Raw genomic sequence first — 24,856 nt, forward strand, 5'->3', positions numbered from 1 at the left:
AAATGTGATCTCTCCCCATTAATAAAGAGTTTTTATATATGATATTTTTGATTACAGAATGATAAAAAAATGAAATCATAAGCTATCATAATTGAAGTTGAAGATCATCAAATTTTATCAGTTAGTCAATTTACATTATCTTTGTACGCTTTTTAAATTTCTAAGACATGACTTCTGATTATTTAAAGTATAGTATTTTGTCTTAGTTTGATTTTATCTTTAGATGGAAAACAATAAACAAAACCAATGAAAATCATAATCGCCGGAGCTGGTGAGGTAGGATTTCATTTGGCGAAATTACTCTCGTTTGAATCCCAGGACATTACTCTTATAGATACAGATAAGGAATGCCTTAATTATGCGGATACTCACCTGGATATTAGAGTTATTAAAGGAGATTCTACTTCAATTGCTATTTTAAAAGAAGCAAGAGTAGATAATGTAGATATGGTAATTAGTGTTACCTCTAGCGAAACGACCAATATTACGATATGTGTATTGGCCAAGCAACTAGGAGCTAAACGCACTATTGCCAGAATTTCGAATACAGAGTTTCTGCAAAATAAAGAAGAAGTTGGATTCGTTAAATTTGGTATTGATGAACTGATTTCTCCAGAGGCTTTGGCAGCTAGTGAAATAGAGTTGTTACTTAGTCAATCTGCATTCCACGGTAGTTACGAGTTTGAGAATGGTGCGCTAACGATGGTGGGAACTACCTTGTCTAAAGAAGCATTGTTTGTTGGTAAAACAGTAAGAGAAGCTGCAGAGGTTTTTCCAGAATTGCATTTTATGCCTATTGCAATTCAACGTTCTGGAACTCAATATACATTAATTCCAAGAGGAGATACCACCTTTAAAGAAGGAGATCAAGTGTATTTTGTAACTTCTAAAGGCGGAGTAGAAGAGCTGTATAAGTTAACCGGAAAAGTAAAAGAGCAAATCAAAAATGTAATGATTCTAGGAGGGAGTAAGATTGGTTATAAGACTTCTCGTGACCTTTGTGATCATAAATTTAGAGTGAAGCTTATTGAGAAAGATAGAGAGAAATCTTTTGATCTTGCCGATGAATTGCCTAATGCTTTGATTATTAATGGTGATGGGCGAAATGTAGAACTATTACAAGAAGAAGGTATAGATGGGATGGATGCCTTTATAGCCGTAACTGGTAATTCTGAAACCAATATAATGTCTTGCCTGGTTGCTAAGTCTAAGGGAGTAAGAAAAACTATTGCATTAGTAGAAAATATGGATTATTTCCAGTTATCTCATTCTATAGGCATAGATACTTTAATCAATAAGAAGCTTCTGGCTGCAAATAATATTTTTAGATTTATTAGAAAAGGAGAGGTCGTAGCGATGACCAAACTTAATAATATGAATGCAGAGCTGTTAGAATTTATTGTTAAACCTTCATCAGAAGTAAGTGATAATTTGATTAAAGATTTAGATTTTCCTCGTTCTGCTATTATTGCTGGTGTAATTAGAGATGAAGAAGGAATGATTCCTCTAGGAGATTTTTATATTAAGGCAGGAGATAGGGTAGTAGTATGTTGTTTGCCAAAATCTATTAAGAAAATAGAAAAGCTTTTCCTTTAAGATGTATAGATTAAACTATAAGATTATCTCGCATATTATGGGGCTTTTATTGCTCTGTAACGGAGGCTTTATGCTAGTGGCTACGATAATAAGCTTTATTTATAAAGACGGAGTTACTTTAGAGATTATGATGGCTTCTTTAGCCACAATGTTTATCGGTATTATTTTGATGTTTTTAACTAGAGAACATCAGAAAGAGATTAACAAACGAGAAGGATATATTGTCGTAACTTTTGGTTGGATATTTATGTCCCTTAGTGGTACTTTACCTTACTTATTCTCTGGAGCAATACCATCTTTTACCAATGCTTTTTTTGAAACCATGTCAGGGTATACAACTACTGGGGCATCGATTCTTAATGAAATAGAGATTATTCCCAAAGGAGTTTTGTTTTGGCGTAGTTTAACGCACTGGATTGGCGGTATGGGAATTATTGTATTAGCTATCGCTATTTTGCCATTATTAGGAATAGGAGGTATGCAGTTATTTGCTGCTGAAGCGCCTGGTCCTAGTGCAGATAAATTACACCCCAGAATTACAGATACAGCAAAACGATTATGGTTGATATATTTTGGATATACTGTTGCAGAAACCATACTTTTGAAACTTGCTGGAATGAATTTCTTTGATGCTATAAACCATGCGTTAAGCACATTGTCTACAGGAGGGTTTTCTACAAAAAATGCAAGTGTTGCTTATTGGAATGATCAACCATTAATACAATATATCATTATACTGTTTATGTTTTTGGCAGGAATGAATTTTGTACTTAGCTATTTTGGATTTAAAGGTAAAGTTCAGAAGATTATAAAAGATGAAGAGTTTAAGTTATATGCTCTTTTTGTTATCATATTTACTGTAGTAGCTACTCTTGTGATTTATAGTAAAGCAGATGTGTCTATATCATCTATTGATCATCCTATGGTATGGGGAGAGGCAGAGAGTGCTTTTCGTCATGCACTATTTCAGGTGCTTGCAGTAATTACTACAACGGGTTTTGTGAGTGCTGATTTTACAATGTGGACTCCTTTCTTAACAGTTCTTTTCTTCGGAATTATGTTTTTAGGCGGTTCTGCAGGGTCTACCTCGGGAGGGATAAAGGTGGTAAGGCATTTAATAACGATTCGAAATGGAATTTTAGAATTTAAAAGAACATTACATCCAAGGGCAATACTTCCGGTAAGGTATAATAGAAAATCAGTTTCTAAAGAAATTGTATTTAATATACTGGCATTTTTTATATTATATATGCTTGCCTTTATAATTGGTTCTGTGGTATTAGGAGCATTGGGATTAGATTTTGAAACAGCAATTGGTGGTGCAGCTTCTTCTTTGGGTAATGTTGGCCCTGCATTTGGTAAACTAAGCCCGGTAAATAACTTTGATATGCTTCCTGATTTTGGAAAATGGTGGTGCTGCTTCCTTATGTTAATAGGAAGATTAGAGCTCTTTACAGTGCTGATACTTCTAACTCCGTTTTTCTGGAGAAACAGGTAATTTAGTTTACTGCATTTGCCATTCCCAGGTTGCAGAAGAATTTGGTACAATAGGCCATAATTCAGCAACTTTTTTGATAGTGTCTTTTACAGTTCCTTTTATGCTTTTTAGCTCTCTATCTTCAATTAAAAAAATATCTAATATTGATTCGTAATATCTGATATGATTAGCGCTAAATTCTTTTTCTGGTTTGATGTTTAAGATTTCATCATCTGTGTGGGTTACGTCAAAGTTTTCTTTAAAAATTTCAAGAACATTTTTTTTGACGATACGCTCCTTTTCTAGAGTGTTCATAGCAATTGGTTTTAAGTTGGTTCTTTTTGAATATTCGCTTTTGTGGTAAAACTAATATTCGGGATATAGTTAAAGTATAACTCTAATTTCGTTCATTTAGTGTAGAAGACAATTTTAAAAATTGTAAAATAAGGTTAAAATTTACTTAACGTTTGCTAAAAAAATAAGCCAACGCCTTATTTTAAGGGCATTGGCTTGTTTGTAAAAAGTTAAAATTGTTAAATTAACTTATGGCTTCTTTAATTCTTTTGATAGCTTCTTTAATCTCTTCTGTACTTGCAGCATATGATATTCTAATACAATTGCTGTTTCCAAAAGCTATACCTGTTACTGTAGCAACATTGGCTTTTTCTAATAAGAACATCGAAAAATCTGTAGCATTTTCAATAGTATGCCCTTGTAACGTTTTTCCAAAGTAATATGAGATATCAGGAAAAACATAAAATGCTCCTTCTGGCACATTACATTCGAATCCGGTAATTTCAGATAATAAACCTAATACTAATTTTCTTCGCTCTTTAAACTCGTCAACCATATATTGAATTTTGCTAACAGGAGCTTCTAGAGCTGTAATTACGGCACGTTGAGCAATACAATTAGCTCCACTGGTTACCTGACCTTGCATTTTATTACACGCACGGGCAATTGAGGCAGGTGCCCCAATATATCCTATTCGCCATCCAGTCATAGCAAAAGCTTTAGCAACACCATTAACAGTTACCGTTCTGTTGTACATATCTTCAAATTGAGCCATAGATGCATGACCTCCTACATAATTGATATGCTCATATATTTCATCACTAACTACAATAATATTAGGATATTTCTGTAGTACATCTGCCAATGCTCTTAGTTCTTCTTTGCTATAAATAGATCCACTTGGATTGCAAGGAGAGCTATACCATAGCATTTTGGTTTTTGGAGTAATTGCTTTTTCGAGCTGTTCAGCGGTCATTTTAAAATCCGTATCAATAGAAGTTTTTACTTCTACAGGAACTCCTCCAGAAAGTTTTATAATATCACTATAACTTACCCAGTAAGGGCATGGGAGAATGATTTCATCTCCTGGATTGATGTATACTTGAGCAACATTATAAAGAGACTGTTTTGCTCCGGTAGATACCACAATTTGAGAGCGATCATAAGTAAGGTTATTATCACGTTTAAATTTAGTGATAATTGCATCTTTTAACTCCACGTATCCATCAACTGGTGTATACGAATTGTAGTTGTCATTTACAGCTTGTATAGCAGCTTCTTTAATAAAATCTGGAGTATTAAAATCCGGTTCCCCAAGGCTAAGGCCAATGATGTCTTTCCCTTCGGCTCTTAGTTCACGAGCTTTTGCAGCCATTGCTAATGTAGCTGATGCTTTAAGCGCATTGATTTTGTCTGATAATTGTATACTCATTTCTGGTACTTGTGTGCTCATTTTATCTGGTAAATAAAAATTATGATTGTATGACAGGTTTCATCCCCATTTCTTTAAGGTGTTTAAAATGGGCAATAATAGCTTTGCGCGTAGTTTTGTATTCGTTGTAGGGTAAGTTGAATTCCAAAGCTGTTTGTTTTACAATTTTAGAAATTTTAGTATAATGAATATGACTTATTTGAGGAAAAATATGGTGCTCTACTTGATGATTTAAGCCACCAGTAAACCAATTTACTATCTTGTTTTTTGTAGAAAAATTTACTGTGGTAAATAATTGATGCACGGCCCAGCTATTTTTCATAGTGCCCGTATTATCAGGGATTGGCATTTGTGCTTCTTCTACCATGTGAGCCAATTGAAATACTACACTCAATATTAGTCCTGCAACATAATGCATTATAAAAAATCCAATTAAAATTTTCCACCAAGCTATAGACATAATGATCATAGGGATTACAATCCAGATCACAAGATAAATGATTTTAGTTATTACTACAGTGCTCCATTGTTTTAATGGACTAGGTAGTTTTCCGTATGAAAGTTTACGTGCAAGATAGTTTTTAGTTTGCTTAAAATCTGTAGTCAACGCCCAGTTAAAAGTTAGTAAACCATAAAGAAATATAGAATAATAATGCTGAAACTTATGAAAACGTCTCCATTTCGAATGTTTTGTGAAACGAATCACCCGACCAGCATCCATATCTTCATCATGACCATGGATATTTGTATATGTATGATGTAAAACATTGTGTTGTACCTGCCAGTTATATACATTACCTGCCAGAATATACATGCTGCCGCCCATTAGTTTATTAATCCACTTTTTTGAGGAATATGACCCGTGATTGCCATCATGCATCACATTCATACCCACACCAGCCATTCCTACTCCCATTACTATGGTAAGTAGTAACATCCACCATTGTGAAATATTGAGGGTGAGAATTAAAAAATATGGGGTTAGAAAAAGAGAAAGCATAACGATTGTTTTTATGTGTAATCGCCAGTTTCCTGTTCGTTTAATGTTATTGTCTTTAAAATATTGATTTACGCGTTTGTTCAATGTTTTAAAGAATTTAGCAGAATCTTCTCTGCTGAAACGGATGTTCGGTGCAGTCATGAGTATTGAGGTTTATGATCAAACGATGTTTGTCATAATTATATTGGGTAAAGTTAGGTATTTAAATTTTTTTAAGTTCCTAAAAAGAAGTAAAATATCTCATCTTAAGGTGTATTTTTGTGCTTTAATTACTATTTAATGGATATTCTAATAAAATACTTTCAGAACCTAACTGAAGAACAAAGATTACAGTTTTCAAAACTTGGAGATTTATATATAGAGTGGAATGCTAAAATTAATGTTATCTCTCGTAAAGACATCGAATTGTTGTATGAGCGACACATTTTACATTCTTTAGGAATAGCAAAAATTCTAGAGTTTAAACCGGGTACGCAAGTACTGGATGTTGGAACTGGAGGTGGTTTTCCCGGGATTCCTCTTGCGATTCTATTTCCCGAAACTCAATTTTATTTGGTTGATGTTATTGCCAAAAAAATTAAAGTTGTTAATGAAGTGGCAAAAGCATTAGAATTAGATAATGTTAAAGCAGAACAACGAAGAGCAGGTACATTTGATAATCGTTTTGATTTTATTGTAAGTCGTGCAGTAACCAATATGCCTGATTTTGTAAAGTGGGTACGGAAAAATATTGCCAAAAAGAACAAACACGAATTGCAAAATGGGATTTTATATCTTAAAGGAGGTGACCTTGCAGAAGAACTAGCTCTGTTTCCAAAAGCAATAGAGCACAAATTATCAGATTTTTTTGAAGAGGAATTTTTTGAAACGAAAAAAGTAGTGTATTTACCGCTGAAATATAAAGTGTAAAAACATCAAAGAAGGTGATACGTATCACCTTCTTTGATGTTTTTAATTTAGTGGAAGTATAAACTTTAGTGTTTAAATACTTCAACAGTTTGTCCGTTAATATAATATACAATATCATCAATATTATCTAAAGTATAAACAGGCTTTGCAGTATTAAACAAAAAACTTGCAACTTCGGTACCAGAATCTTTATTGACTTTTATAAGTACTTTATTACCATTGTCGTCTTTAGTAAAGAAAAAACGATAGTCTTTATTGCTTCCCGAAGCATCAAAACGTTTTTTTAAATTACTATTTTGTGCAAAAGCAACATCAGATGCAAATCCAGCAGTAGCACGTTCTCTTTTTCCCATAAAGACACCTTGTTCAGGACCTCCATTAACACTAACAGTAGAAGTGGCTAGACCAGCAACAATTCCTCCAGCAATAAGTCCTATACGAGATAATTTTCTGCCAGCACCACCTACTTCTTTGTAATAATGTTGAAATCGATTAGTTCCATTTTCTTCTATAAAAACAATTTCTCCTGTTCCGGAAATCAAATATCCGCCGTCTCTAACTTCTAGATCGTTTACTTCTTTTTCCTTTTTGATTTTTAATTTAGTGAAAGGATCTGGTCGTTCTGTGGTGTTAATACCGTATTTGTATAATTTTTCATCATTGTATACTAAATATTGATTAGAGTTCTTGTCAAATTCAAAAAAGGTAGGTCTCTTTTCGTCAAATTTTAGGTTTTTCTTCCAGATTTTCTTCCCTGTAGCTTTGTCTATGATGTTAGAGTATGTAGCAGTAATAAAAAATATTTTTCCATTAGTTTCTTTAAGCTCATAAATGGGATCTTCTGGATTATCAGAAATAGGTACACTTCTTTTCCATTTTTTTTGCCCGTCTTGCCCTATGAAATTCATCCAGGTATCCGAGATTAAAATATATCCGCCTTCAGTTTTTACAATACTTTTAGGTTTTCCTTTAGGATCTTTTTTCCATTTTTTTTGCCCGGTTTTATAATTATAAACATTAAACCCTGACCAACTACCTAGAATAAAAGAATCCCCTAGATCTTCGATATATACTACTTTTTTAACCTTCATAGGTTCTTCCCAGATCGGTTCTCCTGTTGCAGAATTTAAGATGTTAACTTTTTCTTTGAGACCCATAAAACCTCCTAACCCACCTGCGCCAAGAAGTACAAGGATAGAAGAGTTGTCTTGATTAAGGTCAAAATTATGGATTGAATATTCTTTGTTCCAAATAATATCTCCTGTATCCCCATTAAATTTAACAAGCCTATCATTAAAAAAGCCAATGATGCTGCCATTTTGATCTATTTTTGGAACAGGTTTAAAAGTTTCATCGGCCGATAACATTTTAAATCCTTTAGAGAAAAGACTTTGAGCTTCCCCTATAGGTGATGACCATTTTAGTAAACCAGATCGAAGGTCAACTAGTGCTATATTCACTTTTTTATTTTGTATATATTCAATAATAAGTGCACTATTGGCTAGAAGTAAATAATGATTAATAGCTGTCCAACCTTCTTTTACTGTACTAAAGAGGATAGCACCTGTTTCTGAGTTGATTAAAGATTTAGAAGCTCCTTTAGTGATAATATTAAAGGGAGTGGTTTCTATGTTTTCTATAATTACGTCATCAGAAAAACTTAAGCTTGATGCAGATTCCATTGCATCCTTTAAGTTCCTGAAATCAGTTTTTGGTATCTTCCATATAGGTTGATCTGTCCCATACTGAAGCCCAAATAAATGGGTTTTTCCTTCTGCTAATACAATTCCTGTACTATTGTTGAGGACAATTTGATCAATGTTTTCGGATAGGTTAAGTACAATGTCAGCTTTTTTCTGACTAAAAACGATGCTTAAAATAAAAAACATCAAGGGGGTAGTGATTTTTCTCATCTGATATTTGAAATGTTAATTTTTTGCTAAAATACAATATTGTTTTGATATCGCCCTGATAAACGAATCAATATTGGATTTGTTTTTTGGACTAAAAATTAGAAAAGAGCAATACAACGCTATCAAAACCAAATCTATGCTAACAAACAACATTGCTCAGATAGAGATCAGCTACTCATCTCATATTGCTAAAAAAAATAATTACGAATTGAAGAATGGGATTTTATATCTTAAAAGAGGTGACCTTACAGAAGAACTAGCTCTATTTCCTAAAGCAATAGAACACAAGTTATCAGATTTTTGAAGAAGAGTTTTACGAGACTAAAAAGGTAGTGTATCTGCCTTTAAAGTATAAAGGAAAAGGAGTTTTAGATGCATTTAAAACTCCTTTTTTGGTAATATGGTTTGACTTGATTTACAAGCTAATAATCTGTATAGCCTACTTCACCAGGAGTGTAGAAAGTATCCATGACAGGTTGGGTTAATGCAATGTTGTTTTTTAATTTTTCAATAAGATTTGGATTTGATATGTATGGTCTTCCTATATAAGCAAGATCACTTCCTTTGTCCAATACAGTTTGCGCTTCTTTTGCGGTATTAATATTTCCGCCTGTGATAATTGTTCCTTTAAAAATATTCTTAAGTGTCGTAACAATATCTGTTGGAAAATCTGGAGCTCCCATACCACGATGATCTACGATATGAATATATGCTATATTAAGTTTCGATAGCTCTTCAACTAAGTAACTATACATTTCTACTAAATCATCATATGTGCCTTGCATATCATTAAAAATACCATAGGGAGAGATTCGGACGCCAATTTTATTTGCCCCAATAGCATCAATAGTTTTTTGTGTTAATTCTAATAAGAAACGAGTTCTGTTTTTATAGGAACCTCCGTACTCATCGTTACGAATATTAGATGCTGGATTTAAAAATTGATCAAGTAAGTAACCATTCGCACTATGAAGCTCTATTCCGTCTATTCCTGCTGATACTAAATCCGATGCTGCTTGTACATATTCGTTTTGAGTTTTTTCTATTTGTTCTATAGACATGGCTTCGGGAATGGCATAAGGACTAATCCCTAATGTATCAGTGTGGATTTCCCCACTTAGTTGTACACTTGACGGGGCTATAGCTTTTTCACCTTCAGGTAAATTTGGAGTTGCAGAAGCCCTTCCACAGTGCATTAATTGTACAAAAATTTTACCGTCTTTGCTATGTACTTTTGAGGCAATGTTTTTCCATCCTTCAATTTGAGCATCTGTAAAAGCTCCGGGAATTCTTGCATATCCTAATCCATTAGCAGAAGGAGAAGTTCCTTCGGTTATAATTAATCCAGCATCAGAGCGTTGTTCATAATATAATGCCATAATATCATTTGGGATGTTTTTGATTGCTCTATTACGGGTCATGGGAGCCATGACAATATGGTTTTTTAAAGTAATTGAACCTAAGGAATATGGTTGAAAAATTTTCATTTTGTATGTTTTTTATATTAAAAGTTTATAAAAGTAATTATTAATAGTTTCTAAAAGAAATATTTGTATTTTTGTGTTATAAAAAATGGTAACCTCGATGTAACTAATGGGGTTGTTTAACGAAAAATTAAGAATTATGAGCAGGAAATTAATTCATAATCCAAATCATTGCCCAATGATTCACGCAACGAATATTATAGGAAATAAATGGGCACCTATTATTATTTATGTTTTAGGAGAACGTAAGTTAAGATTTGGGCAATTAGCGGTTTTTGTAGAAGGAATTAGCAGAAAAGTTTTAACAGAACAACTTAAAGAATTAGAACAAAAAGAGGTTGTGAAACGTGAATCATTTGCAGAAGTCCCACCCAGAGTCGAATATTCTTTAACAGAAAGAGGAAAGGAATTGTTGCCTATATTAAGTCAATTGTGTGTTTGGGGATCTGGGATTAATGAAGATAGAGAAGATGAAAAAATTATTGAAGTAAAAAAGAGTGTTTGATTTGTAAATACTCTTTTGTAGATTAAAATCTCATACATTCATTTTTTGAAGGAAGGATAGTGTATATGCCTTTAAAATATATGCCTTAATTTATGTCCTTTAGGTTAACCCGCATCTCAATAAGATGCTTTTTGAAACCTACTTTTTCATAAGCTCTTATAGCTCTGGGGTTTTGATCATAAACTGTAAGGCGTATTTCTTCTAGATTTTTACTTGCAAACCAATCACACAGGTGTTTTATAATTTCCTGGCTAACACCTTTTCCTCGATGTTGATCTTTTACATACATAAAACCGATATAACCTAATTGTTTTTGTTTAAAGAAGTTTTTTCGGTCACGTATTTGTCCATAGCCGCTTCCAACAATTTCTCCTTCAATCTCGGCAACAACAACCTCTGTGTGATCTGATAAAATATAATCTTCAATACTATAATAGTTTATTTTTTTATCCTGTATCAATGTGGGATCCATTGGGCGTTCTGCTTCGATAATTTTTTGTTCAAAGTCTAGAAGGATGGATAGGTCTTTTGTTGTAGCGGGTCTTATGGTCATGATAGATTATGATGTGTTGTTTTTTTTGTCTAGAGAAAAAGATACATGTATTATTTAAATCTACCAATTTGGAATTTCGGTAAGAGGTCTATAATCTTCAGTCCAATTTTTTTCTCCTACTTTTTTTAATCCTAGTTTGGCAATCCAATAGGGTAATTTAGAGAGTTTTTCTCGTTTTTGATTGCGAGCTCTGGTCCAATCTATGCGATTAATCCTGTTTTTTGAAAATGTAGAAGCCATGTTGCTCCAATCTTCATTTTTTAATAAGCCAGATAATACAACGGCATCTTCAAGTGCCAAAGCACCACCTTGTGCCATAAAAGGAGGCATCCCGTGAGCTGCATCTCCTATGAGAACAACTCTGTCACTGCCCATAATCGGTAATTGAGCAAGCTCTTCTAGATCATTCCAATAGGCATCATCGGGATCCCAGTTGTTAAGAATTTCGGGAACCGGAGAAGCAAATTTTTTAAAAGGCTCCATATATTGCTTTCTGTCATATGTTTTAAAACCTTTTGTTTTTCTATTTACATAGCAATATGCCGAATCCTTATCGGTAGGGATAATGAGAAATTGTCCTACTGAGCTTATAAATAGAGTCCAGGAATTAATGTCTTTTGGTTTTTTAATCATAAAACGACATACCTGTGTGGTTACTTTTCTTAGAGGGATATCTCCCAAAACTAAATTTCTGGTCTTAGAATACAGTCCATCTGCTCCTATAACCAGATCATATTCTTCTTTAGAACCACTAGAAAATTCTATTTCTACAGATTGTGGATTTGTTTTTAAGCTCTCAATAGTAGTGTTAAAAGTAATGTCAATATTGTTTATTCCATCAATAAGAATATCATGAAGTGTTTTTCTTTTTATACCAAGACATGGTTTTTCTCTATCCCATATTTTTTCTAGATCTAAATCTAGTATTGCTTCTGCTTTGGCGTTTTTTATATTGCGATAATCTATAATAAATCCTTGCTCTCGTGCAATAGTACCTAGCCCTATTTTATCTAATGCAACAACTCCGTTAGAAGGTAAATACAATCCAGTTCCAGATATTTGCCATTTGGGTTGTTTTTCTATTAACTTAACTTCATATCCTTGGTTTTGAAGCATCCTTGCGGTTGCAAGACCAGCAATGCCTCCCCAGAAATTAATATTTTTTTCATATTAAGTTGGTGTATGATTTTGAGTAAATTTAGAAGTTTTGAGCGGTATACCCAAACAAAAAAAAGTGCCATTTGGCACTTTTTTTATATATAATTAATTGAGATTATTCTCCTAAAAAAGGGTATCTATAATCTGCTGGAGAAACAAATGTCTCCTTTATCATACGTGGTGATACCCAACGTAATAAGTTGAGGTATGAACCTGCTTTATCATTCGTTCCAGAAGCTCTTGCTCCACCAAATGGTTGCTGCCCTACAACAGCTCCAGTACATTTGTCGTTAATGTAGAAGTTACCCGCACAGTTTTCTAATGCTTTAGTTGCTTCTGCTGCAGCATAACGATCTGTAGAAAATATAGCTCCAGTTAATGCATATTCACTGGTTCCATCTACTAATTTTAATGTCTCACTCCATTGATTATCATCATATACATAAATGGTAATTACAGGACCAAATAGTTCTGTGCACATTGTAGTATATTTTGGATCTTTTGCAACGATCACAGTTGGTTCGATGAAATATCCTTTGGACTTATCATAATTACCACCAGCTATAATTTCTGCATCAGCATCATTTTTTACCTGATCAATATATTTAGCTAATTTGTCAAATGATCCTTCGTGTATCACTGCAGTGATAAAGTTACTCATATCTTCTGGTGATCCCATTTTGAAAGACTTAACATCTTCTTTTAGGTATTTTTCTACATCTGCCCATAGACTCTTTGGTATATAAGCTCTGGATGCTGCGCTACATTTTTGCCCCTGAAACTCAAATGCTCCACGAGAAATGCCAGTGGCAACTTGTTTTGCATTTGCACTAGGGTGTGCCATAATAAAATCTTTACCACCAGTTTCTCCTACAATTCTTGGATAGGTTTTATAGTTGTGAATATTGGTGCCGATTTTTGCCCAAATATCTTTAAATACGTGAGTACTTCCTGTAAAATGTATTCCTGCAAAATCAGGACTTGCTAAAACAGTATCGGTGATCATTACCGGGTCTCCATATACTACATTGATTACACCATCAGGTACACCAGCTTCTTTAAAGATGTCGACGATAACTTTTGCAGAATAGATCTGACTATCACTTGGTTTCCATACTACAGTATTCCCCATTAGTGCAGCACTGGCGGGTAGATTTCCTGCAATTGCTGTAAAATTAAAAGGAGTAATTGCATATACAAAACCTTCTAATGGTCGGTACTCTAATCTGTTCCAGGCTCCAGAAGTAGAATCTGGTTGATCCTCATAGATTTGAGTCATATATTCTACGTTAAAACGTAAAAAATCGATAAACTCACATGCTGCATCAATTTCCGCCTGAAATATATTTTTAGACTGCGCAAGCATAGTAGCTGCGTTGATTTTTGCACGGTATGGTCCAGCAATAAGTTCTGCAGCTCTTAAAAATACGGCAGCACGTTGTTCCCATGCTAAATCAGCCCATTGTTTGCGAGCTTCAAGTGCAGTGTCAATTGCTTTTTGAATGTGTTGTTTTTCTGCTTTGTGATACGTTCCTAAGATATGTTGATGATCGTGCGGAGGCGACATAGTAGCAGTATCTCCTGTTCTTATTTCTTCACCATTAATATATAAAGGTACGTCTACAGTAGTATTATACATTGCTGCATATGCTGCAAGAACTTCCTCTCTTTCCGGTGTTCCGGGAGCATATGACTTTATAGGTTCGTTTATTGCAGTAGGAACTTGAAAAAAACCTTTTCCCATGATGTTATGTGTTAATTTAAATTAGTAAGATGTATTTATCTAATGATATCTGTTATTTAAGATAGCAAAGATAGAAAATTATACAGGCTAAAATCTATTTTAACCTTTTATACCAAAAAAATCTGCAAAATGTTTTAATTCACATTTTACTCCTCGTGTTTTACAGCTGTACTTGTCTTTTCATATTGTAGATTATTTTAAAATAATCACTAGACGTTAAACAGAAAGCTACTTCTCTATTTGGTATTGTAAAGATGTAGAGTATGTAATTTTTTTTGTAAGTTGTGAGATATTTAGCCGACCCAAAATTTATGTGTACAGTAACATTAATCCCAACTCAAGAAAATAATTTCATACTAACCTCTAATCGTGATGAGGCAGTAAATCGAAAAACACTACTTCCTGAATTTTATCAGGTAAATAAGACCAGAATGCTGTTTCCTAAAGATGCTGTAGCTGGTGGAACCTGGATTGGTGTCAGTGATAAAAATACTATGATTTGCTTGCTTAATGGTGGATTCGAAGTTCATGAAAGATCAGCATCATATAGACAAAGTAGAGGTGTAGTGGTGAGAGATTTGTTGGAAGCCGATGATTTAGAAAATGCAATTTTAAATTATAATTATAAGGGGATAGAGCCTTTTACAATTGTAGCTGCAAATTGGCAATCTGATCTTTTATTTTTTGAACTGGTTTGGGATGGAGAACAAAAGCATCTTAGGAGATTAGAAAAGGAAACCCATATATGGTCTTCTTCTACTTTGTATACTAAAGATATGAAAGCAACACGCGAAAAGTGGTTTGCTACTTATGAAAATCAAAACATACTAACTCCTAATACTCTTTTGAACTTTCATAAAAATGCCGGAGTGGGAGATAAAGATATTGATCTGCAAATTGACAGAGGTTTTTTAAAAACCAGAAGTATTACTCAAATTGTGAAGAATGAAGAAGAGATTTCTATGCGATACGAAAATCTGCAAAATAAAGAAGTAAGCACTGTTGTTTTTGAAGCTATAACGGCTTAAGAAAACTATCTAAAATTTATGTAAAATTGAATTATACAGGTAAAATAATTTCACTTGCTTATCCTGATACATTTGTAAAACATTCTGATGAGCCTTCAACCAAAGTGCTTTTAGCTTTAGGGTTAGGGAAACATAGCTATATCAAAGCGGGTCATGCTGCTCTTGTTCTTATTGAAAATGAAACAGGTAAAGCAGAGTATTATGATTTTGGTAGGTATATTACGCCACCAGGGTATGGCAGAGTAAGAAGTGCGGTTACCGATGTAGAATTAGAAATACCATTTAAAGCCACTATAACACCTGATGCGAAGTTGGGTAATGTAGAAGAGTTTTTACTTTGGTTAGAAGCAAATCCAGATAAAACACATGGTGACGGGCGATTAGTAGCTTCTGTGTGTGACTATATTCATTATGAAGAGGCAAGCAACTATGTGTTGTCTGTCCAGGGAAAAGGAAGCTTACCATATAAGGCTTTTGGAAAAGTAGGAAGCAACTGCTCGAGAATTGTTACCGATACTATTTTGGCAAGTACAGATTATACTAAAATCAGAAAACCACTATTGCGTAATAAAATGTTTACACCTAGTCCTTTGGGCAATGTAGAAAAAGGAGCGGCAGGTAATTTAATTTACCAGGTAGAACAAGGAAAGTTGAACGTGTATCCAGGATCTGTTTTTAAAGAAAATCTGACTAATTATTTTGATAAAAATATCCCGGAAATGAAACAGAGTCATATTGTAGACCCCAAAGGGTTTTTAAAAAATGCTCATTTCCTTTCGGGTACAGGTAGTAGTGCTTATTTTACGTTAGAAAAATCTTTAGAAAAAGGTTTATTCGAAATTACGAGGTATACCGAGTATGGTGAAGAGGATTTTGTGGGTCTCTTTATAGTGGTGGAGGGCAGTTTTGATATTTCAAAAACATATAGATTTGTATATGATTCTAATTGTAAATACTGTCATGTAGAACAAAATGGGAAGAAAATCAGATTCGAATTGGTGAGGAGGGTTGTTAGTTAAGTGCAAAAGGTGCGCTTAATTTGAAACCAGGAATCATGACTTGAAATTTTCTTGTAGATGTAAAATTAACCATATTGTAGTGCCCTTTCATTGCACCAAAAGGAGAACTAAGTAAACAGCCGCTATTATACGTATGGGATTCGCCAGGTTTTAAAACCGGCTTTTTGCCAATTACACCTTCACCTTCTACAATTTCAGTATTATTTAAAGCATCCTTGATTTCCCAGAAACGAGAAGTAAGTTGTACAGAATCTTTACTTTGATTTTCTATAGTAATTCGATAACCAAAGGCAAAGTGAATCTTATAGTTCTTATAGAACGTACCTTCAAAAGTCGTATCCACCGAAATTTTTATTCCTCTGGTAATTTGCTGTACCATATCAAAATATAAACACTGACCCTACTATAGTTAATATAGAGCCTATTCCTGCTAAGATAAAAAATAATACGTTCACAAGCAGAAATTTAACAATTGTTTTGACCCTTCCTTGGTTATAAAATTTCCGCATTGCTTTGTATAAGTAAAACAAAAAAATAAGTATTGCAATTCCGAAAAAGGCAGTGGTGTTACTGATTTTCGCAATCAAAAATGAAATACCTATGATTATAAAAAACATAGTCTGTGTGTGAAATATAAATACAAGATGCTCCATATAGTTAAAAGGCCTTCTAATGTATATGAGCCAAATACTTAAAGCAAAAAAGGGAAGAAAGAAGAATATGATGAAAGGTAATTTATTAAATATAAATTCAAAGAATTCTTGTCCATAGTTTTCTTCTATTGATTTGGTTTTTAGAACTCTATGGTAAATGTATTTATTGTATTGGTTTTTCTCATGTTTTAACTCTGATAACGCTCTATAGGTAGATTTCTCTTTTGTTTTATCATAGTAATTTTCATACATGGGCCATAGTTTAAAGCCTCTTTTGAAAAAACCAATACTATCAATCTGTTTTTGTGAATAATAGGTGGTTTCTTTTGGTTCGGTTGGTTTGTCATTCAATAAAGGGAATTCCTCAACTTTTAGAATTCCTTCACTAATTTTTTCTTTGTCTGATTTAGAAATACCATTAGTAGCTAATATTTGATCACTAATTTTCTGCTTTAGCGAATCATCCATTTTGATGTTTTCTTTGATCTCGGTAATTGCATCTTTTCCGAAGTTAGCTTTGTCTTCAATTTCTGTCCTAAATCCATCAAAATCAATAAATAAGCCGTTAATGATAAAAAAGATGATAGAGACACTAAGGTAAAACCGAAATGGGTTAGCATATTTTACTCTTTTACCTTGAGTGTATTCTTTAGAGATTTTTCCGGGTTTAAAAAGTAATGCAATAATGGTGTGTCTTAAGCGAGAATCATAGGAAAAGATACTGGCAAAAAACTCGCTAAAAAAATCTTTAAGAGATAATCTTTTATTGGTGTTAATTTGCCCGCAATTATGACAATATCGATCGATAATATCTAATGGTACATTACAGTTAAGACATTCGCTACCGCGATACTCTTTTAAGAACCTTCCCGTTTCTTTCATTTTTGGTTGATAGTAGTTTGCTTATGAGGCTAAAAGTAATAATATTTTGTTGTAACATAAAAGTTCTGGATTGTTATGATGTTTTCTGGCTAAGAGGTGATTCTAAATAATAAACAAAAAACCACCTTATATAAGGTGGTTTTTTAAAACATATTTGATTTTACTTATTTTAAAATAAGCTTTTTAGTTATGGTTTTAGTTTCTGATTTAACCGAAACAAAATACATTCCTGATTGTAAATTGTTGAGTTCTATTCTATTTTCAGACATTTTACCGTGTCTTACTATTTTACCTGCTTGATTAACGATTTTGTAGGTAGAACCATTAAAATTATTCATTCTGATTATAATAAAATCTTTTGCAGGAATTGGATAAATAACAATATCAGAGTTTTCTATACCTGTTTTTATATCTGTATCAAAGTTACGTATTGTAGTATTACCAACACAGAAGTTTTTAGTATCTTCAGAAGTAAATGATCCTCCTGAGGCTAGAACAGTATTAGTAGCAACATTGGTTAATTCGTACGATCCGTTACCGTATGTGCAGCAAAGCCCATCATTATATGCATCTTTAATTACAAAAGTATAGCACCCTTTATCTAAAGTTTTAGTAATGTTTATAGTAGAATTATCTGCTTGTGATTGGTATGACCCTCCAGAGTGTATTACCTTATCATTAGCATCCTTAATTTCCCAACTGGTATCCTCTGGGTATTCGTCAAAAGTAATACGCAGCTTTACATCATAAGTAGACGATGCTCCAGCGGTAGTTACATTTAGGATGTTACTAGCTGCAGAAACATTTCCTGCTGCATCTTTAGCTTTTACAGTAAATTGGTATGCTGTGTTAGCAGTTAATCCAGTGATGTTTCTTGTAGTTGCTGTTACCGATCCCAGATTAGTAGTTCCTTGATATACATCATATCCTGTAACTCCTACATTATCAGTAGCAGCATTCCAAGATAGTGTAAGAGTTGTTTGAGTCACATTAGAAGCTGTTAACCCGGCAGGAGCAGAAGGAGCTTGAGTATCTGCACCACCAGACCCACCGATCACTACAGTGTAATCTTCTACTTCACCATAATCAAATGATTCACAAGGATTTGGTATTCCATTATATTTCATAGATACCCTCATTCTTGTGTTTCCATCTTTTGCAGTTGCAGGTACAGTAAAGCTTCCACTTACTGGAGTAGTTTTAGAAGCTGCTTTAGTCCATACTTGTTCCCCTGTGTCAGCAAAATCACCATCTTGATTATAATCAATCCATACAGAGTATCCTTCATCATATGTAGTTCCAGGCCATGTAGGAGTAATGGTAATAGTGTTAGCCCCTCCTTTAGAAAGATTAGTAGATTCAGCAGTAAAATCGCTATACCCACCACTTCCTGCGGCAGAAGTTTTATTGATAGTTCCTACTTGAACCTTACCAATATATTCATCATTAGTCTTTTTACCATTAGAAGCACAGTAGTTTAGTTGTACATCGGTGGTTGTAAAGTTTACAGAAGTGCTGTAATCTGAAGTAGTACCATCGGCACACTTACTTCTTACCTGTACTTCGTAAGCAGTAGAAGGGTTTAATCCAGAAATTATTTTAGAAGTTCCATTTTCAGCAGAGGTTGTCCATGTGGTTGTTCCGTTTTTTCTGTACCTCAGGTCATAAGTTGCACCGGCAACTGCGGTCCAGTTAATAGTAGCCGTATCTGATCCTATTGCAGAAGAAGATACTCCTATAGGTACTGTTGCTGTGCATGACGTGTCTGATGAGTTGCTCCATGAAGCGGTGTTTTTAGCATTTATAGCCCCTGCTTTAGAAAAATTACCACCTACAAATATTTCTTTAGTGTCAGAAGAGAATGCCATGGTGTTAACAATGATATCTACCCCAACACTAGTGTTAGTTCCTAAAGCTTTCCATCCAGTGTTTTCAGTCCATTGTGCTATATTGTTGACAATCTTGTTGCTATTGTTATCAGAGGCAGTAGTGAAAGCTCCGGCAGCGTATAAATGAGTTCCGTCATGAAGTAATGAACGAACATTGTTGTTAACTCCATTACCTAGTTTCGACCAACTATTGGTTGCAATGTTCCATTTGGCAATTCTATTTACAGTTGTATTTCCTGCAAGAGCAAAATTACCGCCAATATAGACTGCAGTTGAGGTAGTTGTAATAGCCTCAACAAATCCACTGGTCCCATCTCCTAATGTTCCCCAATTAGATCCGTTCCATGTTGCAATTCTTTTGGCTGTATTACCTCCTGCTTCATCAAAATTACCTCCTACATATAAAGTTCCATCACTCCCTATTGCTAAAGATCGAATTTCATTATTAGTTCCTGATTTTTTATTTGTTACATCTTCTAAAGCTGACCATTGACTACCATTCCATTTAGCAATATTTCTTACTGGAATTCCATTAATGGTTTTAAATACTCCGCCAACAAAAATATTATTGTTACTATCTGTTTCTATTGTGGCAACTGTTCCATCAATTCCAGAGCCTAAAGCAGACCATTGTGAACCATTCCATACAGCAATATTATTCGCATTAATTCCGCCAATTTTGGTGAAAACTCCTCCGGCATATAAGTTTCCGTTCGAAGCAATTTTTAATGTATTGATACTGCCGTTTGCGCCACTACCCAAAGTAGACCAGCCAGTGTTTTTATTCCACACAGCAATATTATTTGCATTTATATTTCCTGCTTTGCTAAAATTGCCTCCGTGGTATACGTTTCCATTAGAGTCTGATGCTATTGCTTGCACAACTCCGTTAACTCCTTGGTTTAAGGAAGTCCAAGATCCGATCCCATTTACTGCAGTGCCAGGAGGAGATGTATTCCCATCGGTGAGTTTGTATATTTTCGCATTACTTCCATAGCTGCTAAAATATAATTCTCCTTCTGTGTCGACGCCAAAAGAAGAAATATATAATCCATCGGTTTTAAATAATAATTCGCTAGAGGCATTTCCTGTAGATGGATTATAGTTTAGCGCCCATACTCTACCGCTTAAATAATCTCCAAAAATATATTTAGATTTTATATCGGGAGTCAGGCTAGTAATTTTAGAGCCTCTATATACATAACCTCCAGTAATTGATACATCGCCTTGGTTATGGTTATGATTAAATATTGGGGATTCTACAGGGCCTGAGATAATTACATTACTGTTGGCTACAGAGGTACCCTCGAACCTACTCCATCCATAATTTTTACCATTTTTGATAAGGTTAATTTCCTCAAATGCATTTTGTCCTACATCTGCTCCCCACATTCTTCCTGTAGGTTTATCAAAAGAAAATTTCCAGGTATTTCTGATGCCATAAGCATAAATTTCATCTAAGCCATCAGTTCCTACAAATGGATTGTCGCTTGGGATTTCATAATTACCATTTGGTAAAATCGGATTGTTTTCTACAGGGTTGCTCCCGTCAAGATCAACATCGATACGGCAAATGCTTCCAAATACAGTATTTTTGTTTTGTCCATTACGTTTAGGGTCATTTGCTCCACCACCATCTCCAAAAGAGATATAAAGATAAGAATCTGGGCCAAACCCTATTTTTCCTCCATTATGATTGCTGTTATCTTGATTTTTGTCAAATTGAAAGAGTATGAGTTCGCTATTGGGATCTGCAAGGTTAGGGTTGTCTGTTTTAACGGTAAAACGGGATAACACCATTCGTGTAGAAATTCCAGAAACAGGACTGTTTTTAGTATAGTACACATATAAATAACCGTTACTAGTATAATTAGGATGAAAAGCAAGACCTAAAAGCCCTAGTTCTTGACCGTTAGAGAATTGAACACGATCCGTAATGTTGAGGAAAGTTTTTACCTGAGATGAGGTTACGTTTTCATTTTTTGGAAATACTTTAATTTTTCCGCTTTGTTCCACAATAAACATTCGATCTGCCCCATTGTTTAAACATTGAATTTCTACAGGGAAATCAAAACTGATATTAGGAAAAATAGATTTGTAAGTGATTTGTGAATAAGTATAACCGCAGGTGAGTATAGCGATCATAATAAATAGATGAATTTTGAATAAAGTTTTCATTGAGAGTAGTTTTAAGAGAGTTATAATAATATAAACAATAAAAAAAGTGGTTTTATTGTATGGTTAATTAGGTTGTGTTTAATGAACTACTTGAAATTAATCTTCAACTAAATATTTGTATGGTGAAGTGTGTTGGAGGTGTCGTTTTTAATAGTTGTTTTATAAGAAGTGTTGATATAATGCAGACGACTCTTGGAAAAGCAAGGTTAAATCTTACTTTTTAAAGAAAAAAAGTGATGATTATAGATAAATTGATTCAAAAAATGAGCAAGTCTCTTGAAATTGATATTTTGACAATAAAAAGAAGTAAAAACTAAAAAATGAATGTAATTATCCTAATTTGTAATGGTAGCAGAGTTCCCAGTTCCTTTTCCGATAACTCTATCATAGCGTGCTCCGGGTGCTCTGTAATACGGTAATACGGTATACTCATTTTCAGTTTCATCAAAATTACCGCTAATAAAACCTGGATCTATAGTTCCGTCTGGTCTTAATAGGACATATTTGTAATTATAAAATCCTTGTTTAAAAAGGCTTTTGTTGTAGTATCCACCACTTTCTTTATCGTATTGAAGAAGTGTTGATTCATCAATAGTATAATTATTGAAATTGCCATAAAGATGAATTTCTCCTCCTTCTAGAGGTTCATAGCACTCTAGAGAAAAATGCATCCATACATAATCTGCTTCAACATTATTATTTTCGGCATCTAGATTTCTGATAACAAAATTACCATTGATATCAGGGTTATATGTGTATCTTCGATTGGCTCTAACTCGATTAGAGTATAGGTAGTTATGGTAGATGTCTTTTAGTTCAATGCTTCGTGTGCTTACGGTAGAGGCTCTAATATCCTTGCTATCAAAAAACAAGTATTCATTTCCTCCCCAAAAACTAGACTCTTGGTCGTATTTATACACTAAACTATTTGCAATAGTGAACTGAGGAACCAAATTAGTAATTGCGTTTTTGAGATCGTTATTTTGCATTACCAAGGTTTTTACTGTTCGTCGAGGATTTCTTAAAATTTCATTAGGTGAGTTTATTTCGAATTGCACAGATTGTTTGGTGTCTATATGTTTTAGGTCTCTAGACCTTTTGGTGTATACTTTTACAGATGTTAAGGGTTCATAAACAATAAACTTTCTGGAGAATACAATTTCGTCATCTTCATCATATATTTCTATGAGGTAGTTCCCACTTACTTTAAGTCTTCTGGTATCTTCGTTTGGGATGCTTAGGCTATAATGACTATACATCTGTAATGTGTTGAAAGAATTTTCATAGGTTACAATTCTAATTTCATCAAAACCGTCCAAATATTCATTTTTATATAAAGAAGAAGGTGTCCAGTCAAAGTTATAATGACTTATTCTGTAATAATAGTCAGATTCGTCACCATTAATATCATCAAAAGTGATTTTAAAAGGAGTTCCAAGTTTAAGTATGGGAATCCCAGAGAATTCTGCACCTGTTAGTAGTTGGATTGTTTTAATGTGATTAGCAGTGTTTGCTTCGCTTACAACAGATTGACTAAAAATACTGTAAGAAATAACAATATTTAGAAGTAGGAATAGTTTAAGTCTTTGTGACATCATGTAAAGAATTATGGTATAAATATAAACAAAATGTGTGCCTAAAGAATAAAGAGTGTTTTTTTAGTTACAAATCATTATTTAGAAACGTTATAAATAATATCTTATAACAGAACCAGCTTTCACTTACGTGTTTTAATTAGTAAATTTGCACGATTTTTTTAGTTAATTAACATAGACTACAAATATGTCAAAAGACATTCGTATCAGTAAAGGCTTAGACATTAAGCTTGTTGGCGAAGCAGAAAAGATTACTGTAGATGCCACCAGAAGCAATGTTTACGCAATTAAGCCTGACGATTTTCACGGTATAGTACCCAAGGTTGTTGCTAAACAAGGTACAGAAGTTAAAGCCGGCGAACCACTTTTTTATTCAAAATCTAATGAAAAAATGCTTTTTCCTTCTCCGGTAAGCGGAGAAGTAACAGAGATTGTACGTGGAGCCAAAAGGAAAATTTTAGCTTTTAAAATTCTTGGAGACAAGGAACAGGAATATGCAGACTTTGGTGTAAAGGATGTGAATTCTATGAGTGGGGATGATATTAAGACCCACCTTTTAGCATCAGGTTGCTGGCCATTTATTAAGCAACGTCCGTATGATGTAATTGCTAATCCCGATGTAGCTCCAAAAGCTATTTTTATTTCAGGATATACAACTGCTCCTTTGGCGGCAGATAGTGATTATGTACTAGTCGGAAAAGAAAAAGAACTTCAAGCTGCAGTTACTGCTTTAAGCAAATTAACTGAAGGTAAAGTCCATATTTCTGTTGGTAAAAAAGGAAACTCACCACTATCTGGTTTAGAGAATAGCACAATTCATAATGTTTCAGGGCCTCACCCTGCAGGAAATGTGAGTGTGCAAATAGCCAAAATAAACCCTATCAATAAAGGAGAAACTGTCTGGGTAGTAAATCCACAAGATCTTGTGGTTATTGGAGAGTTATTATTAACAGGGAAATTTAATGCAGAAAGAACAATAGCTTTGGCAGGTTCTTCTGTTAAAACTCCTAAGTACTTCAAAACTAAAATTGGAGCAGAGGTGTCATCAGTAGTATATGCTTCTGGTGTGCATGATGAAGGAAATATTAGAGTGATTAGTGGAGATGTACTTACAGGAGAAAATGTAAAACCAGATGGTAACCTTGGATATTATCATAATACCATAACTGTTATTCCCGAAGGAGACGATTATGAACTTTTTGGATGGAATAAACCTATTTTTAATAAGATTTCTCCTTCTAGAGCATTTACTTTTTCTTGGCTATTTCCTAATAAAAAGTACGAGCTTAACACCAATACAAATGGTGAACATAGAGCTTTTGTAGTTACAGGAAATTATGAAAATGTATTTCCATTGGATATTTATCCGCTACAATTGCTTAAATCATGTGTGGTAAATGATTTGGATGCAATGGAGCAATTAGGAATGTATGAGGTAGCTCCAGAAGATTTTGCTCTTACAGAGTTTATATGTGTTTCTAAACAACCACATCAACAAATTATAAGAGAAGGTTTAGACCTAATGTTAAAAGAAATAGGATAGTGCT

19 protein-coding genes and 1 pseudogene are annotated in these 24,856 nt (G+C 33.8%); 8 read left to right on the plus strand and 12 right to left on the minus strand.

Annotated features, from left to right (window positions below):
- Nucleotides 1–246 precede the first annotated feature (246 nt).
- Nucleotides 247–1,596 carry a Trk system potassium transporter TrkA gene (gene trkA / locus ATE84_RS08605; RefSeq protein WP_101447575.1) on the plus strand — a complete coding sequence of 450 codons (1,350 nt, stop codon included), beginning with the start codon at nt 247–249 and terminating at the stop codon, nt 1,594–1,596.
- Between the two features lies 1 nt (nt 1,597).
- Nucleotides 1,598–3,094 (plus strand): TrkH family potassium uptake protein, encoded by a 1,497-nt coding sequence (locus tag ATE84_RS08610; RefSeq protein ID WP_101447576.1) that lies wholly within the window; start codon nt 1,598–1,600, stop codon nt 3,092–3,094.
- 6 nt (nt 3,095–3,100) lie between these two features.
- Here ATE84_RS08610 and ATE84_RS08615 read toward each other — a convergent pair whose 3' ends face one another.
- From ATE84_RS08615 to ATE84_RS08625, 3 genes are all read right to left on the minus strand, one after another.
- Nucleotides 3,101–3,388 (minus strand): hypothetical protein, encoded by a 288-nt coding sequence (locus ATE84_RS08615; protein ID WP_101447577.1) that lies wholly within the window; start codon nt 3,386–3,388, stop codon nt 3,101–3,103.
- A gap of 223 nt (nt 3,389–3,611) precedes the next feature.
- Nucleotides 3,612–4,799, minus strand: coding sequence for a pyridoxal phosphate-dependent aminotransferase (locus ATE84_RS08620; protein ID WP_101447578.1), 1,188 nt, complete (start codon nt 4,797–4,799; stop codon nt 3,612–3,614).
- Between the two features lie 40 nt (nt 4,800–4,839).
- Entirely contained in the window at nt 4,840–5,940 is a 1,101-nt protein-coding gene (locus tag ATE84_RS08625; protein ID WP_101447579.1) for an acyl-CoA desaturase, read from the minus strand.
- Nucleotides 5,941–6,078: 138 nt separating this feature from the next.
- Between ATE84_RS08625 and rsmG the strand changes: the two genes are divergently transcribed.
- A complete protein-coding gene (gene rsmG, locus ATE84_RS08630) occupies nt 6,079–6,708 on the plus strand; it encodes a 16S rRNA (guanine(527)-N(7))-methyltransferase RsmG (RefSeq protein ID WP_101447580.1) in 630 nt (209 codons plus the stop codon).
- A 65-nt stretch (nt 6,709–6,773) separates the two neighbouring features.
- Here the strand turns inward: rsmG and ATE84_RS08635 are convergent, their stop codons facing one another.
- Nucleotides 6,774–8,621: a PQQ-binding-like beta-propeller repeat protein gene (locus ATE84_RS08635; protein WP_101447581.1), complete on the minus strand. Its 1,848-nt coding sequence runs from the start codon at nt 8,619–8,621 to the stop codon at nt 6,774–6,776.
- 184 nt (nt 8,622–8,805) lie between these two features.
- On the opposite strand from ATE84_RS08635, the pseudogene ATE84_RS08640 reads away from it, so the two are divergent.
- Nucleotides 8,806–8,980 (plus strand): annotated as a pseudogene (locus tag ATE84_RS08640) (16S rRNA (guanine(527)-N(7))-methyltransferase RsmG); the annotation flags it as partial.
- A gap of 63 nt (nt 8,981–9,043) precedes the next feature.
- Here the strand turns inward: ATE84_RS08640 and ATE84_RS08645 are convergent.
- Nucleotides 9,044–10,108, minus strand: a complete 1,065-nt coding sequence (locus tag ATE84_RS08645) for an alkene reductase (RefSeq protein ID WP_101447582.1) — start codon at nt 10,106–10,108, stop codon at nt 9,044–9,046.
- A gap of 136 nt (nt 10,109–10,244) precedes the next feature.
- Here ATE84_RS08645 and ATE84_RS08650 point away from each other — a divergent pair, with 136 nt between their 5' ends.
- Nucleotides 10,245–10,610, plus strand: a complete 366-nt coding sequence (locus tag ATE84_RS08650; protein WP_101450938.1) for a helix-turn-helix domain-containing protein — start codon at nt 10,245–10,247, stop codon at nt 10,608–10,610.
- Nucleotides 10,611–10,695: 85 nt separating this feature from the next.
- Here ATE84_RS08650 and ATE84_RS08655 read toward each other — a convergent pair whose 3' ends face one another.
- The 3 genes from ATE84_RS08655 to pruA form a co-directional block, all read right to left on the minus strand.
- Nucleotides 10,696–11,163, minus strand: a complete 468-nt coding sequence (locus tag ATE84_RS08655; protein WP_101447583.1) for a GNAT family N-acetyltransferase — start codon at nt 11,161–11,163, stop codon at nt 10,696–10,698.
- Nucleotides 11,164–11,223: 60 nt separating this feature from the next.
- Nucleotides 11,224–12,321 carry an FAD-dependent monooxygenase gene (locus ATE84_RS08660; RefSeq protein WP_369828565.1) on the minus strand — a complete coding sequence of 366 codons (1,098 nt, stop codon included), beginning with the start codon at nt 12,319–12,321 and terminating at the stop codon, nt 11,224–11,226.
- 115 nt (nt 12,322–12,436) lie between these two features.
- A complete protein-coding gene (gene pruA, locus ATE84_RS08665; protein WP_101447585.1) occupies nt 12,437–14,065 on the minus strand; it encodes an L-glutamate gamma-semialdehyde dehydrogenase in 1,629 nt (542 codons plus the stop codon).
- 311 nt (nt 14,066–14,376) lie between these two features.
- Here pruA and ATE84_RS08670 point away from each other — a divergent pair, with 311 nt between their 5' ends.
- Both ATE84_RS08670 and ATE84_RS08675 read left to right on the plus strand, forming a co-directional pair.
- Nucleotides 14,377–15,093 (plus strand): NRDE family protein, encoded by a 717-nt coding sequence (locus tag ATE84_RS08670; RefSeq protein WP_101447586.1) that lies wholly within the window; start codon nt 14,377–14,379, stop codon nt 15,091–15,093.
- A 26-nt stretch (nt 15,094–15,119) separates the two neighbouring features.
- The gene (locus ATE84_RS08675; RefSeq protein WP_101447587.1) at nt 15,120–16,112 is read left to right on the plus strand and encodes a DUF6695 family protein; all 993 of its coding nucleotides are present in this window, start codon (nt 15,120–15,122) and stop codon (nt 16,110–16,112) included.
- On the opposite strand, the gene apaG is transcribed toward ATE84_RS08675, so the two are convergent.
- The 4 genes from apaG to ATE84_RS08695 all read right to left on the minus strand — a co-directional run bounded on the left by apaG (nt 16,105) and on the right by ATE84_RS08695 (nt 23,309).
- Nucleotides 16,105–16,491 (minus strand): Co2+/Mg2+ efflux protein ApaG, encoded by a 387-nt coding sequence (apaG, locus tag ATE84_RS08680; RefSeq protein ID WP_024772812.1) that lies wholly within the window; start codon nt 16,489–16,491, stop codon nt 16,105–16,107. The two genes, ATE84_RS08675 and apaG, sit on opposite strands and share 8 nt — an antisense overlap.
- Before the next feature lies 1 nt (nt 16,492).
- Complete coding sequence (locus ATE84_RS08685; protein WP_101447588.1) at nt 16,493–17,647, minus strand: DUF3667 domain-containing protein; 1,155 nt, start codon at nt 17,645–17,647, stop codon at nt 16,493–16,495.
- A gap of 164 nt (nt 17,648–17,811) precedes the next feature.
- Nucleotides 17,812–21,714, minus strand: a complete 3,903-nt coding sequence (locus ATE84_RS08690) for a PQQ-dependent sugar dehydrogenase (protein WP_101447589.1) — start codon at nt 21,712–21,714, stop codon at nt 17,812–17,814.
- A 335-nt stretch (nt 21,715–22,049) separates the two neighbouring features.
- Nucleotides 22,050–23,309, minus strand: coding sequence for a DUF5103 domain-containing protein (locus tag ATE84_RS08695; protein ID WP_101447590.1), 1,260 nt, complete (start codon nt 23,307–23,309; stop codon nt 22,050–22,052).
- Between the two features lie 187 nt (nt 23,310–23,496).
- Between ATE84_RS08695 and ATE84_RS08700 the strand changes: the two genes are divergently transcribed.
- Nucleotides 23,497–24,852 carry a Na(+)-translocating NADH-quinone reductase subunit A gene (locus ATE84_RS08700; protein ID WP_101447591.1) on the plus strand — a complete coding sequence of 452 codons (1,356 nt, stop codon included), beginning with the start codon at nt 23,497–23,499 and terminating at the stop codon, nt 24,850–24,852.
- Nucleotides 24,853–24,856 lie beyond the last annotated feature (4 nt).

The sequence above is a fragment of the Aquimarina sp. MAR_2010_214 genome, assembly GCF_002846555.1.
GTDB lineage: Bacteria > Bacteroidota > Bacteroidia > Flavobacteriales > Flavobacteriaceae > Aquimarina.

What these genes read in the sequence shown, in the direction of transcription:
- ATE84_RS08695 (WP_101447590.1), bottom strand. Translation starts at nt 23,309, where the DNA reads ATGTCACAAAGACTTAAACTATTCCTACTTCTAAATATTGTTATTTCT.
- ATE84_RS08685 (WP_101447588.1), bottom strand. Translation starts at nt 17,647, where the DNA reads ATGAAAGAAACGGGAAGGTTCTTAAAAGAGTATCGCGGTAGCGAATGT.
- ATE84_RS08620 (WP_101447578.1), bottom strand. Translation starts at nt 4,799, where the DNA reads ATGAGTATACAATTATCAGACAAAATCAATGCGCTTAAAGCATCAGCT.
- ATE84_RS08650 (WP_101450938.1), top strand. Translation starts at nt 10,245, where the DNA reads ATGAGCAGGAAATTAATTCATAATCCAAATCATTGCCCAATGATTCAC.
- ATE84_RS08690 (WP_101447589.1), bottom strand. Translation starts at nt 21,714, where the DNA reads ATGAAAACTTTATTCAAAATTCATCTATTTATTATGATCGCTATACTC.
- ATE84_RS08615 (WP_101447577.1), bottom strand. Translation starts at nt 3,388, where the DNA reads ATGAACACTCTAGAAAAGGAGCGTATCGTCAAAAAAAATGTTCTTGAA.
- apaG (WP_024772812.1), bottom strand. Translation starts at nt 16,491, where the DNA reads ATGGTACAGCAAATTACCAGAGGAATAAAAATTTCGGTGGATACGACT.
- ATE84_RS08700 (WP_101447591.1), top strand. Translation starts at nt 23,497, where the DNA reads ATGTCAAAAGACATTCGTATCAGTAAAGGCTTAGACATTAAGCTTGTT.
- trkA (WP_101447575.1), top strand. Translation starts at nt 247, where the DNA reads ATGAAAATCATAATCGCCGGAGCTGGTGAGGTAGGATTTCATTTGGCG.
- ATE84_RS08635 (WP_101447581.1), bottom strand. Translation starts at nt 8,621, where the DNA reads ATGAGAAAAATCACTACCCCCTTGATGTTTTTTATTTTAAGCATCGTT.
- ATE84_RS08655 (WP_101447583.1), bottom strand. Translation starts at nt 11,163, where the DNA reads ATGACCATAAGACCCGCTACAACAAAAGACCTATCCATCCTTCTAGAC.
- pruA (WP_101447585.1), bottom strand. Translation starts at nt 14,065, where the DNA reads ATGGGAAAAGGTTTTTTTCAAGTTCCTACTGCAATAAACGAACCTATA.
- ATE84_RS08610 (WP_101447576.1), top strand. Translation starts at nt 1,598, where the DNA reads ATGTATAGATTAAACTATAAGATTATCTCGCATATTATGGGGCTTTTA.
- rsmG (WP_101447580.1), top strand. Translation starts at nt 6,079, where the DNA reads ATGGATATTCTAATAAAATACTTTCAGAACCTAACTGAAGAACAAAGA.
- ATE84_RS08670 (WP_101447586.1), top strand. Translation starts at nt 14,377, where the DNA reads ATGTGTACAGTAACATTAATCCCAACTCAAGAAAATAATTTCATACTA.
- ATE84_RS08625 (WP_101447579.1), bottom strand. Translation starts at nt 5,940, where the DNA reads ATGACTGCACCGAACATCCGTTTCAGCAGAGAAGATTCTGCTAAATTC.
- ATE84_RS08645 (WP_101447582.1), bottom strand. Translation starts at nt 10,108, where the DNA reads ATGAAAATTTTTCAACCATATTCCTTAGGTTCAATTACTTTAAAAAAC.